Origin of the sequence: Psychroserpens sp. XS_ASV72, assembly GCF_041224425.1 — a bacterium.
In the GTDB taxonomy this organism is placed as follows: domain Bacteria; phylum Bacteroidota; class Bacteroidia; order Flavobacteriales; family Flavobacteriaceae; genus Psychroserpens.
In genome coordinates this window covers 353,327-366,866 of record NZ_JBGFGL010000080.1, presented here as the reverse complement: position 1 = coordinate 366,866, position 13,540 = coordinate 353,327, and the positions used below count along the sequence as shown (strand labels likewise).

Here is a 13,540-nt window from a genome sequence, read left to right as displayed (position 1 = left end):
TGCTTTTTTATTAATAAAATTCAACGCCTCCTGTACTAATATCATACATACCGCCTACAATCTTAATATCACCACTTTTTTCTAAATCGCTGAGAATAACACTTTGACTTCTGATATTGTCTAAAGTCATTTCTACATTCTTTTTGGAAACCGCATCGACAAATTCCAAATTTGAGGAATTGCGAAGCGATTTATCGGTAGGCTCCTCAACGGCATAAACCGCAGGCTCAATTTTATTGATAAGCGCAGTTAAATTCCCCATTCTAGCATGATCACATGCTCCTTTTACTGCACCACAACTCGTGTGTCCTAAAACAACGATAAGTTTTGTACCTGCTAATTTGCATGCAAATTCCATACTTCCCAAAATATCTTGGTTAACAAAATTTCCAGCTATTCTCACACTGAAAATATCACCCAAACCTTGATCAAAAACCAATTCTGCTGATACTCTAGAATCTATACAACTTAAAATCGTTGCAAAAGGAAATTGCCCTTCAGCAGTATCATTTACTTGTTCTAATAAGTTTCTATTGGCCTTAAGGTTATTTTGAAATCGAATATTCCCTTCCTTTAAAAATTCCAGAGCTTTTTCTGGAGTCATTGTTGCTTGTGTTTCTCTTGTGTGTGCTTTCATATTCTTAATATTTATCTTTTACGTTTTCTTTAATCCATTTTAAACAGTCTTTAAACGACTGAAATATATGTTCTTCTGCGATAAAATCAGGAATGATATCAATACGTTCCATCATATATCGTGGTTGTTTCAATAAATTGACAAACAACACATCAACACCTCTTACTTTAAGATCTTGAAGCATGTCTTCCATAGCGTATAATCCAGATTGATCCATATATTGCATACGTCCCAATCTCATGATCACGACTGAAGCTGTATCTGGGATTTGTTGCGCCAATTGTTGAAAATCTGATGTAGACCCGAAGAACAAAGGTCCTTTAAGGTGTTTAATAAAGACTTCTTCTTTTAATTTAGTTGGGAAACTAGCTTCGTCTTCCCAAGCTTCTTCCTTGAGTGGTTTTACGTCGGAACGTTCTGCGGTTAGATCTCCTATTTTTTTCATAAACATCAATGATGCGATGACCAATCCGATACCAACGGCATAGACCAAGTCCCAAAAGGAGGACAATACCATGACCACTAACATAATAAGAACCTCAGAACTCAATTTCAAGGGTCCAATCTTGATATCCTTTGGCATACTTGGTATGGCACGAAGGCCTTTGTAATCCATAACGCCAATACCAACTGTAATTAAAATACCAGCCAAAACCGCTGCAGGAATTTTAGATGCCAATGGTGCCACAGCCAATAGAATGACAAATAGCAAAACACCAGCAATCATACCAGATAATTTTGTTTTTCCTCCAGAGTTGATGTTTACAACCGTACGAATTGTTGCTCCTGCGCCAGGAATACCACCAAACATAGCTGCAATACTATTGCCTATTCCTTGTCCGATCAGCTCTTTGTTAGGCTTGTGTTTTGTTTTGGTCATATTGTCTGCTACCACACTCGTAAGTAAAGAATCAATGGCTCCCAATAGTGCTAAGGTAAGAGCTGTAAATATATATGGTGACACGCTTCCTAGGTTAAAACCCGTAAAAATTTCTGCTTTAAATTCTGGTAGTCCTTGTGGGATTTCTGGTATTGGTCGGTAATCTAGGTTGGCTAAAATAGCGATTGCTGACATTACCACCAATGCAACTAAAGTACTTGGTATTTTAGTTGTAATCCTTTTGAATCCATATATGATAATGATCGTTGACAATGCGAGGATCAGTTCCAATATATTGATGTTTTTTAAGGCTCTAGGCAGCACTTTAACTGCTCCCAAAACACCTGAAGCTTCTTTAGCAGCCAATGTTTGTGATTCCCTCAATATATCTGCTTCGGTAATCTGTTCTGCTCGAGCAATAGTTTCCTTAAAATCTTCAAGAACTAAAATGCCTTCACCTGCTTCTTCAATTAAGATATTCTCTAAAATAACTTCTTCCGCTTGCGGTTTAAATTTTTCAACAAAACTCATGTCTTCTTTTGGGTAATATCCAATTGAAGGCAATATTTGAGTAATTAAAATAATCACTCCAATAGCCGTCATAAAACCTGACACCACAGGATACGGAATATATCGTATGTATTTTCCTAAACCAATGGCGCCCAATCCTATTTGCAAAAGTCCAGCCAATAGGAATACGGTAAGAATTGCTGGAAGTGCTTTTTCAACGCTTCCGTCATTTGCAGCAATTATTCCTGCAATAACAACCATACTTACAGCTGTCATTGGAGCAGTAGGACCTGAAATTTGAGTGTTGGTGCCACCGAAAAGTGCCGCAAAAAAACTTATGAAAATAGCACCATAAAGTCCTGCACTTGGACCAAGTCCGGAGGACACACCAAAGGCCAATGCTAAAGGTAATGCTACAATTCCTGCAGTAATGCCTCCAAAAGCATCACCTCTTATGTTAGAAAACAATCCTTTCATATTTTAAGTGTTAGGTCGTTTTCTAAAATTAGTGCTTTTTTCACTATAAAAAGCATATCTACCATAGCATCCATTTTATATTACCGAACTTTTGTATAACCCTTGTCGCTCTGAGATCAGCAATGAAACATTAACCTGGTTAATAACATTTTTCATATCTGCCTTTGCCTTGGAATTATTGGCACTTCTGCTAAGACATAATAAATTCACATCACTTTTTGTCAGGTAATTTGACATGTTTTGAATTGGATTTCTACCATGATCAAAGACCAAGTTAACCGAATCATCTTTACTGTTTTCTTCAGTATCAATTTGTGTTTTAAAGGTTTTAAAAGGCTTTTTGGAATGTTCTAACAACTGTTCTGCAAAACGCATATTGAAATTTGAACGTGCATTGTTTAAAACACCCAAAGACACCATGCTATTAGGCTCTAACCCTTTATCTTCAGATGCTATCATAATAGTGCCATTGAAATTGTCAATCACCAAATCGGTTACTGCGTCTCCCAGTAAGCTAATGGATTTTTTACGTTTGCCCATTACAATAATATCAGGATTATAAGATGCGATACAACCCAATATCTCCGTTTTAATATGACCAACAACATGGTTACAACTGATTGCAACATCATAATCTTTGGCTAGAGGTTCTATCAAACCTTTCATTTCCTTACTTATAGAAATATACGATTGGTTGATACTCCTCATTGCCGACAATTGGCTTTCCTGCTCAACTATTTCTGTAGGTTTTTTTACATGGAACACATGTAAATTTCCATTGATGATTTTAGCCAAGCTAACAGCGCTTTTTACGGTACTATTCATAGTGTCTTTCAAATCTGAAAGCACTAATATTTTAGGCGAGTTTGAATCCATGATTTCTCTTTTAAGCAGATTTTTTTCTCAGTTTGAAAAACTCAATAAAGCTTTCAGGGTTTTCAACCTCTCCACGTTCAGAAATGATCTTTATATCAATATGTCTTTCCTTGGCTTTGAAGGCAAAATCATCTAATATTTCTATAATATCGTTATCAAGATACCTTGTTTTTCTAACATCCAGTTCCAAATACGTATCTCTTGGTAAGCTATCTAGTTCCTTAAGAATAGCACCTTTATTAAAGAAGGTGACTTCTTCAGCAAGGGTCATCTTAATCTTATGCTTCCCATTACTTTTGTCTTCAATATGTAGGAAATGTGAATTTTGATAGCTTTTAATTAGAATCACAATAATTCCAACGCCAAGGCCTAAACCAATACCGACCAACAAGTCTGTAAAAATGATTCCTAAAACAGTTACAAAAAACGGGATCGATTGCTTCCACCCCAAATCGTACATTTGTTTGAACAATGATGGTTTTGCCAACTTGAAACCAACAATGAACAATACTGCAGCCAATACCGAAAGTGGAATCATATTCAACAATCTTGGAATTAATATAATTGATATCAACAAAAAGAACCCGTGAATGATTGCTGAAGCCTTGCTTCGACCTCCAGATTGTATATTAGCCGAGCTTCGTACAATAACCTGTGTAATTGGCAAACCTCCTATCATCCCTGAAATAATATTACCAGTACCTTGAGCCAATAACTCACGATTGGTTGGTGTCACATTTTTATGCGGATCTAATTTATCTGTCGCTTCGACACAAAGTAAGGTTTCCAAACTTGCGACCAATGCAATGGTAAATCCGACCACCCAAACTTGTGGGTTGGTTATCGCAGAAAAATTAGGAAGACTAAACTGTCCGAAAAAAGAAGCAGCATCTTCAGGAATAGGAACCGTGACTAAGTGTGACTGCTCTATTCCCAAGGTTTCATGCGATTTCGTTAGCACATAAAAAATAATACCTACAACCACTGCCACCAATGGACCTTGGATCAATTGAAAGATTTTAGCTTTTTTCGAAAGCACTTTATCCCATAGTAGTAAAATGGCCAATCCAATCACTCCAATTAATGCAGAACCAGGTGTAATATGATTTATGGAATTGATGATTTCAGAAAATGTGTTTTCACCATCCACTTGGAAAAAGGCGAAATCACCTTCAGGATCTGGATCATAACCAAAGAAATGAGGTATTTGTTTCAAGATTATAATGATACCTATACCTGTAAGCATTCCTTTAATCACTGAAGACGGAAAATAATAACCAATGATTCCAGCTTTTAAAACTCCAAATATTAATTGAATTATACCACCCAACACTACAGCCACCAAAAAGTTTTGGTAACCTCCCAATGTTCCAATTGCGGTTAATACAATTGCAGCCAATCCTGCAGCTGGACCACTGACTCCTATTTTAGAACCACTTAAGGATCCCACCACAATTCCTCCAACAATACCAGCAATCAGTCCTGAAAAAAGTGGAGCTCCACTGGCTAATGCAATACCTAGACATAAAGGTAAAGCGACAAAAAATACGACTATACTCGCTGGCAAGTCATTCTTAATAGTTTTAAACATATTATAAATTCATTTGCGTTAGAAACGAACATTTCCAACCGTTTTTTAAAAAATTATAATGGACGCAAATACGTCCAAGGGATTCAAAAAAACTAAATGAATTCTGGAGGTGGAGAAATAAGATTAAGAGGAGGCTTAGGGTAAGTTTTGAATCTGTACTCTAAGTTGTCTTTTTTATTGAAGTCTAAGAAATCTTCAAGTTCATGATTTAATTCTACTACATACTTTTCAAACTCTTTACTGCATTTATTTTCTTCCTCTTCAGAAATACTATATACCAAAGACATATCGACAGTATCGTCAATAGCCATTATAATCGTTGGTGCAACAACTAATGACATCAATAATAGAGAGAAGAAAAAAGCAATAAGGCTTTTGTGCATAATGAAATTAATAAAGGTAAATATAAGCTTAGAAATTGGGATTTTTGTTAAATATGCTTTAAAACTTTTTTAACATTTTTATGTCGTCGGCAAGAATCCAGCCTGTTTTCCCATCTGAAAGTTTTATTTTTTTCCAAACATCTACCGTATCAAGTACTTGAACCTTGGTACCTTCATGTAACACAAAAGCTTCTGAACTCCTGAAGTTTGGTTCGCTCTGAATTTTAGATTCTTGAGCAAATACAATGGCTGGTTGGTCGCTTTTATCTAACTGAAATTTGTGGAAGGCAAAGAACAAAGCAACAATGGCAAAGAGTAAAGCAGTATTACTAGCAAGAAATGTCAATCGTTTCTTGTTTGTGGAATAGGCAAAATCGTAAGCGATAAACATGATCACAAAAAGAAACACAAAAGCCACAGCTAGTTTTGCCCAAGCATCATAACTCATACTATTGGTCGTTCTTTTGATCAATTTAGAAATTCCAACTTCCGGAATCGTATCAATGGCATCAAGGGTCATGTTTTTGGCAAAAGCAATATTATTCTTTATGTCCTTGTCATTTGGATCTAACAACAATGCTTTTTCGTAATAATAAATACTTGGTGCTACGTGGTTTAGTTTATAGTACGCATTTGCGATGTTGAAATATAATTCTGAAGAATGTTTTCCAGACGCTAAAATAGATTCGTACTTTTCTAAGGCAGCTGTATAATCCCCTTGGTTATACAAATCATTACCTTCTTCAAATCGCTTGTCATTTTGAGAAAACGCACTTAAGGTTATAAGGCAAATTAATATGTGAATTATAGACTTCATGTAATTTTCTATCTTAATTCTTTATCAATAACAGAAACTGTTTGAACCGCTTTTTCATAATCTTGTTGCATTTCCACATTGGTTATTGGTGTATATCTTGCCAACTCGCAATGTTCCAATATGTTTATAAATGCTTTTATGGTTTCAGAATTTACTTGACGTTCAGCTAACAGGCCTTGAATTTTCTCCTTACTGAAATCGGTAGTTTCAATATGCAGTTTGGCTTTCAAATAATTGTGAAGCGCTTTCTCAAGAGCAATGTAAAAAGATTCTTTATTACCTAATGATTTTTTAGCTTCACTCAAATAGCGTCTTGCGAGTTTGTCGGCTTTTCTAATTTTGTTTCCAAAGACGTCGGCATTGCGTTGTTCTTTCTTTTTACGATACACTAAAGCCAATGGAATGGCTAGAAGCGGAACTAACAAAGAGGTCCAAAATGCAGTGCTTTTAAAAAAACGCGTTTCATTGATTGCCTCCAAGTCGGTTTCTGTTTTAACAAAAGCAAACTGATCGCTATTTAAAACCACTTGTTGCTTGGAGTTATTTGATGTAGCAATATTATTATCGGAATTGGTTGTATTAACAGGACCTTCTAAAACGTTGATAATAATTTCACCTGAGGAGACTGTTTTGTATTCTTCAGATTTCAAATCAAAATAAGAAAACGAAATACTTGGTACGGGATATTTTCCTTTATACTGTGGAACGATGGTATAACTATCTGAAATAGACCCATTCATTCCACTGAGGTTAGTAGATACGTTCTCATTGTGTTCTGGTTCATATACCTCCAATGAATTTGGAAGCTTAATCTTTGGCAATTCAAATAATTTAAGGTTTCCATTACCTGTCACCTCAACTCTAGCCTGAAGCGATTCTGAAGCGTTCAATTCTGTTTTAGAGGTTATCACATTAAACTTAAAATCACCCACAGCTCCCGTGAAATTTTCAGGTTTGCCTTCTACTGGTAAAGGTTTAACATTTATGGTTCTACTTCCTGCTGAAACACGTTTGTTAACTTGTGTCATTAAGCGTCCTCCAAAAAAATCTCTTCTATTGGTTGGTACTTCTACGGTAACATCTAAAGTTAAAGGTTCAATTTCTAGTTTGCCTGTTTTCTGAGGATATAAAACCGTTTTGCGAAGTACGACATAGCGGTAATTGTCATCGCCATTATAGCTGCCGTTTTGAATTTTAAGCCCTTTAATGTTGATGTTTTGACTCCAGAAATCGTTGTATCTCGGATTGTCGATTTCACGCCAATTACTCACACCTGTATTTTGGGAAACATACAATTTGTAAACGACTGTAATCGCTTCATTTAAATAAGGATTGGTTTTAGAAATCTCGGCTACCAAATGAATATTCTCAGAGGCTATGTTTTCAGCATTGTCTGGATCATTAGGTCGCTGTACTGCTGCCGTGACATTGACTGTGACCACTTGTGTTTTATAAACCTCGCCATCAATTTCGATAGTGGCTTGATTAATTCTAAGTTGTCCGCGCTTTTTGGGCGCCAGAAAATAACTATAGGTTTTTTTATACGAACGTTTCCCATTTAACCAAGACTGGCTCACTGAGGTATTCGGACCTCCAACCACTGTAAATCCGTTAAAATCTGGAGGTGTAAAGTTGTCGCCATCTTTGTTCATTTCGAAATCTATGCGTAAACGCTCGTTAATGCCCAATTTCGATTTGCTGATTTTAGCTTCAAACTTAATTTGGGCTGAGGCAATACCTGAGCTCAACACAACAAATAAAAACACTATGTATTTGAGACTTTTCATCTTATTAACTACCAGTCTTTTTCTGTTTTGATTGGTTGTCCTTTCTGTTTTTCAGCATTGATTTTCTTCTGGACTTTTTGTTCTTGATTGTTCATGGCCTCTAACAAGTTTTTAATTTGCTGAGGTGACAATTGTCCAGGACGCGGTTGAGGCTTACCTTGACTTTCTTGTTCCTTACCTTTATTATCTTCTTTTTCCTTCTCGTCTTTAGGTTTACCTTGATCATCTTTTTTATCATCGCCATCTTTCTTTTCTTCATTTTCATCATTCTTTTGCTGATCATCTTGATTTTTTTCATCCTCATTTTTCTGATCGTCCTGATTCTCATCTTCATTTTCTTTCTCACCTTCTTTTTCTTGCTGCTGATCTTCATCTTGCTGTTGTTCAGCACAATCTTTTGCTAGCGCAAGGTTATAACGTGTTTCGTCATCACTCGGATCATTACGAAGCGCATTTTTGTAAGCTTCAACTGCTTCCTTACACAGTTTTTTCTGCATGAGAATATTCCCAATATTATGGTAAGCCTTGTGTTTTTCTGATTTCGAAGTTGCCTTTTCCGCAGCTTGCGTATGACGGAATAATGCTTCGTCATAGTTCCCTTTTTCAAAATAGGAGTTTCCTAAGTTGTAGCTTCCAGCAACATTTGAGGATTGTTCTGAAATAGCCTTACGATATTCCATCTCAGCAGATACAAAATCATCATTCTGTATCAGCTCATTTCCCTGAAAAATGTAATTATTGGATTTCTCGAGTTTTTGCTGTTGGGCTTTCAGTTCCTTTTTGTCTTGAGCCATTGTAACTGAAACGCTAAACAAGAAAACCATTATGAAAAGAAGATTCATAAATGGTAATCTTCGCAAGGATTGTTGATATGTAAATTTATTCCACTTCATAAGACCAATCAGCAATATAAAAAACTGTGTAATTTGTTATAGTTAAAGATTTTATAAATTCTCCCAACGTTACATATTCTCGTTAAACAGATTCAATCTTTTTAGCCATGCCGTTTTTCGTTCCAAAAAGAAGACATCGATAAACAAAAAGAAGATAGCAAAGGCTATAAACCATTGAAACTGATCTTTAAAGTCGGCAAATTCCTTAGCCTCAAATTCTGTTTTGTCCATTTTATTCAAGATATCCCGAATGGTATCAACCACTTCTATAGTATTCTCTCCATTGATATACTCTCCATTTGCTTCCGACGCAATGGCTTTTAAAGTGTCTTCATCTAATTTGGTAATGACGGTTTCACCATTATTATCTTTTTTATAATTCAATACAATACCATTTCTTTTAATAGGAATTGGACCTCCTTTGGTGCTCCCAACACCAATAGTAAAAATGCGAATACCATCATTATTGGCTTGTTCTGCGATGCTTTCGGCACCTTCGGAATGATCTTCACCATCAGAAATAATAATGAGCACACGATTGGTTTGTTCTTCATCATCAAAATACGTTGTCGCCAACTCAATCGCTTCATTGATGGCTGTTCCTTGTGAAGACAACATATCTGTATTCATGTTTTGAAGAAACATTTTTGCAGACGCATAATCAGTTGTAATAGGCAGTTGTGGAAATGCTTTTCCTGCATAAGCAATAATTCCTATACGATCGCTCGCAAGATTATTGATGATTTGCGTTACCAACTGCTTTGATTTTTCCAAGCGGTTTGGCGCAATGTCTTCAGCTAACATACTTTTGGAAACATCAACAGCAAAAACGATATCAACGCCTTCACGTTTAACGGTCTCCAATTTGGTTCCTATTTTAGGATTCACTAGCGCAATGGTCAAGCTTGCCAATGCCAAACAGAACACAACCAATTTTAAAATGGATTTAAAAAGCGATTGATTCGGACTTAAACGTTTCAACAAGGTTTTATTAGCAAAACGTTTTTGGGCTCTGTGTTTCCATATTTGAAGTAGGATAAACAGCAAAATGATTGCCGGAATTACCAACAATGCCCAAAACCATATTTTTTCTTCTAGCTGAAATAAGTTCATATCCTAAACAAAACTTCTAAAAATTGTATATCGCAACAACAGTTCCAACATTAGTAACAATCCTGCGATAATCACTAACGGTCTATATTTTTCTTCGTAATTGTAGAATTTAAATTCTTCAACTTCGGTCTTTTCTAGTTTATTGATTTCATTGTAAATCTCTTCAAGCTTTTTATTATCGGTAGCTCTAAAATATTTGCCACCTGTGACTTCTGCGATGTTCTTTAGTAAATCTTCATCTATCTCCACTTGAACCCTTCCATATTGAAAAGTCCCACCAGGATTAATCGCTATAGGAGATAGTGCCATCCCGTTAGTTCCCAATCCGATGGTATAGGTTTTGATGCCATATTCAACAGCAAGCTCACTAGCAATTTTAGGGTCAATAAATCCAGAATTATTGACACCATCAGTTAATAGAATAATAACCTTGCTTTTAGCCTTACTGTCTTTCAATCTGTTTACTGAAGTAGCCAATCCCATACCAATGGCTGTACCACCTTCAATAATCGTGTTGTATTTAATATCTCTTAAAGACCTCAAAACAATAGTCTTGTCTGAAGTAATTGGTGTTTTGGTATAGCTTTCTCCTGCATATTCCACAAGTCCGATTCTGTCGTTTGGTCGTCCTTGGATGAATTGTGCCGCAACTTTTTTTAGGGCCTCCAATCGATTTGGTAATAAATCCTTTGCCAGCATACTTGCCGACACATCAATGGCCATTACGATATCGATTCCTTTTGTCGTTTTTGTTTTTGTGGAAACATCAACAGTTCTTGGTCGTGCTAAGGCTGTAATAAGCAAACCTAAAGCCAGTAATCGTAATAAAAATAAGATGGGCTTCAGTTGAGGTAACCAAGACGATGAGGTCTTAAATCCTTTTAAGCTTGATATTTTTAATTCGGCTGTTTGTTTTTTTCTAGTAAAGACATACCAAATAATAGCTATTGGCAACAACAGCAATAGCCAAAACAATTCTTTATTTAAAAACTCTATTCCTTCTAACATCAGTCCTCAGCTTTTTTAAGTTCGATAGAATTTAAGATGCGTTCCACCATTTGATCTGCATACACATCATCTGCTCGCCATTGTAACAAAACCTGTTGTCTGACATTCTCAGCCTTGAACAAAATAATGATATAGTTTGCTGGATAAAGGTTACCTTCATAATCAATCGTCATTGTTCCATAAGTTTTGAGTCCTTCAGCAGCATTAGGAGTGATAAACTGTTCTCTTTTAACCGTAATGTCTTTAGCACCTTGCGATTCGAGTTTATCCAAAAATTGTTCAGAGGTCGACAATAACTCCTTAGCTTTAGCGTCATCAGATTCTAGTTCCTTTTTTTGTTCTTCGGTGTAATTAAAAGTGGTTGTGCTTACTTGAATGTCTATTCCAGATTCTAAAGAATTAAATCTGAAACTTGTATTGCTAAGTTTGTCTTGTAATTCTTCAGGCAATTTAATTAGTTCTCGCTTCAAAACTTTAGGTGTACTAATCATAACAGGTGGCACACCATACTCACTGTAAACCCAATCACCTTCCAGAAGATTTTTGCTCTCATGCCCAACAATTGTATCCTTGACATAAGTGAAACCGTATTTGACACCAAAACCTATAAATGTTGCCAGAATAACAAAAGCAGCAATACTGACGGTAAGAATAATTTTTCTACGTTTCTTTTTACGTTCTTGTGCTTCTTTGTATTGTTGGTTCAGTAATTTTTCTTCTTCGGTTGGTTCAGGAAGTGCTTCTTTAACATGATCGATTTCATTATCAATGGTTGCTCTGTCCATTTTTGCGAGTTCAACATCAGGTGAAGACTTTGCAAATTTTACCAAATCGGCACGTTTTAAAATGGTTTCAAGATTATTGATATCCTCTTGACTAATTTTAACCTGATTAGCATCTTTCAAAAGGTTTAAGCGCGTAATCAATTCATCGGTAGTGCTTTCCAATGCTTTATCATATACCTTTTCGTCAAGATATTTTCGAATAATGAATGTTAGTTCAGAATAGTAATCTTTTAATTCAGCATTCTCTAAGTAGGTGCTATCATCCAGATTCTTAAGTGCCAATTTCGCTCTATCATAAGGAGGAAGCATGGCTATTTTGGCTTCTTCTGTTAAAGGTTTTTTTCGCCAAATGAACCAATACAGCAAAAATGCCAATAAGGCTAATCCTGCAATAATGCCTAAAATTATCAGCCATCTATTATTACTGCTTTTTTCGACCTCAATAAGCGGCTTGATATCATAAAGTCCTTGTTTTGTGGTATCAACCTCAACATTGGAAACCAACACCTCTAAGGAATCTGTAAAAAAGGTTCGAGATCCTATACTAATTTTTTGCTTCGGAATGATGTAACGTCCCGAATCAAATTGTGTTAAGCCATAGGTCTTTATAAGTTGGTATTTAGCAGCCTTTTTTGTGGTATCAATCTTGTACGATTCAATCACTTCCAAAGGCATGAAACTTTGACCCTCAGGAAAGACTACAAAATCGGTTGTGTCTGCTTCAACCTCAACTTTGTACTTTATTTCCTGTCCGATTTTTATGGAAGTCGAATCAATAGAAGATTTCACTTGAGCCGAAATTGAAAATGCCCAAAGAAAAATCAAGCTTACAACTGCTGTGTTTCTATATGTTTTGAATCTATCCAATATTATCCTCGTCTTTTAAAATATCCCAATAATTTTTTCACATAACTCTCATCAACACGACAATCGATCGTACCAGCTCCAGATTTAGTAAACACATCTTTAAAATAATTGACTTTCTCCCTGTAGTAGGCACTGTAATTATTTCGTGTTTTTTTTGAGCTTGTGTTCACCAAGACCAGCTCTCCACTTTCCTCATCTTCCATTTGAACCATCCCTAAGTTTGGAATGGTTTCCTCATGCTTATCATAAATTCTAATTCCAGTGATATCGTGTTTGTTTGCAGCTATTTTCAAGGTTTGCTTATAATCTTCAGCAATAAAGTCACTAAGCACAAAAACAATGGCTTTTTTCTTCATTACATTAGACAGAAACTTAAAAGCTTCCGAAATATCGGTTCGTTTACTTTGAGGTTCAAACTCAATAAGCTCTCGAATGATTCGCAAGACATGATAACGTCCTTTCTTAGGCGGAATGTAAAGTTCTATCGTATCTGAAAACAAAATCAGTCCGATTTTATCATTGTTCTGTGTTGCTGAAAATGCCAAAGTAGCTGCGATTTCGGTAGCCACTTCATTTTTGAATTGTTCTGAAGTTCCGAAAAGTTTGGAGCCTGAGATGTCAACCATCAACATCATGGTAAGCTCGCGTTCTTCTTCAAAAACCTTGACAAAAGGTTCATTATATCGCGCTGTAACATTCCAATCGATATTTCTTACATCATCTCCAAACTGATACTGTCTTACTTCAGAAAAAGTCATACCACGACCTTTGAAAGTAGAGTGGTACTCACCTCCAAAGATATGATCAGACAAGCGTCTTGTCTTAATCTCAATTTTCCGAACTTTCTTTAGTAATTCCTTAGTATCCATTATTCCAATCTGTCCTTCCGTAAATGTTGCAGAACTTTCCAAATTAA

General features: G+C 35.9%; 12 protein-coding genes. All 12 read right to left on the bottom strand.

Features of this window, described 5'->3' with window-relative positions; genetic code table 11:
* Window positions 1-10: 10 nt before the first annotated feature.
* On the bottom strand, window positions 11-637 hold the full coding sequence (locus AB9K26_RS12605) for a carbonic anhydrase family protein (protein WP_369972911.1): 627 nt from the start codon (window positions 635-637) through the stop codon (window positions 11-13).
* Between the two features lie 4 nt (window positions 638-641).
* Window positions 642-2,504: a SulP family inorganic anion transporter gene (locus AB9K26_RS12600; protein ID WP_369972910.1), complete on the bottom strand. Its 1,863-nt coding sequence runs from the start codon at window positions 2,502-2,504 to the stop codon at window positions 642-644.
* A 75-nt stretch (window positions 2,505-2,579) separates the two neighbouring features.
* The gene (locus AB9K26_RS12595; protein WP_369972909.1) at window positions 2,580-3,380 is read right to left on the bottom strand and encodes a universal stress protein; all 801 of its coding nucleotides are present in this window, start codon (window positions 3,378-3,380) and stop codon (window positions 2,580-2,582) included.
* 10 nt (window positions 3,381-3,390) lie between these two features.
* Complete coding sequence (locus AB9K26_RS12590; RefSeq protein ID WP_369972908.1) at window positions 3,391-4,971, bottom strand: SulP family inorganic anion transporter; 1,581 nt, start codon at window positions 4,969-4,971, stop codon at window positions 3,391-3,393.
* A gap of 92 nt (window positions 4,972-5,063) precedes the next feature.
* Entirely contained in the window at window positions 5,064-5,354 is a 291-nt protein-coding gene (locus tag AB9K26_RS12585) for a hypothetical protein (RefSeq protein WP_369972907.1), read from the bottom strand.
* Window positions 5,355-5,412: 58 nt separating this feature from the next.
* Window positions 5,413-6,171: a tetratricopeptide repeat protein gene (locus AB9K26_RS12580; protein ID WP_369972906.1), complete on the bottom strand. Its 759-nt coding sequence runs from the start codon at window positions 6,169-6,171 to the stop codon at window positions 5,413-5,415.
* Between the two features lie 8 nt (window positions 6,172-6,179).
* On the bottom strand, window positions 6,180-7,958 hold the full coding sequence (locus AB9K26_RS12575; RefSeq protein ID WP_369972905.1) for a BatD family protein: 1,779 nt from the start codon (window positions 7,956-7,958) through the stop codon (window positions 6,180-6,182).
* An 8-nt stretch (window positions 7,959-7,966) separates the two neighbouring features.
* Window positions 7,967-8,800, bottom strand: coding sequence for a tetratricopeptide repeat protein (locus tag AB9K26_RS12570; protein ID WP_369972904.1), 834 nt, complete (start codon window positions 8,798-8,800; stop codon window positions 7,967-7,969).
* Window positions 8,801-8,920: 120 nt separating this feature from the next.
* Window positions 8,921-9,964, bottom strand: a complete 1,044-nt coding sequence (locus AB9K26_RS12565; protein WP_369972903.1) for a VWA domain-containing protein — start codon at window positions 9,962-9,964, stop codon at window positions 8,921-8,923.
* A gap of 3 nt (window positions 9,965-9,967) precedes the next feature.
* Window positions 9,968-10,972, bottom strand: coding sequence for a VWA domain-containing protein (locus AB9K26_RS12560; RefSeq protein ID WP_369972902.1), 1,005 nt, complete (start codon window positions 10,970-10,972; stop codon window positions 9,968-9,970).
* Window positions 10,972-12,624, bottom strand: coding sequence for a hypothetical protein (locus tag AB9K26_RS12555; RefSeq protein WP_369972901.1), 1,653 nt, complete (start codon window positions 12,622-12,624; stop codon window positions 10,972-10,974). The genes AB9K26_RS12560 and AB9K26_RS12555 overlap by 1 nt, the downstream gene beginning before the upstream one ends.
* 2 nt (window positions 12,625-12,626) lie before the next feature.
* On the bottom strand, window positions 12,627-13,493 hold the full coding sequence (locus tag AB9K26_RS12550) for a DUF58 domain-containing protein (protein WP_369973093.1): 867 nt from the start codon (window positions 13,491-13,493) through the stop codon (window positions 12,627-12,629).
* Window positions 13,494-13,540 lie beyond the last annotated feature (47 nt).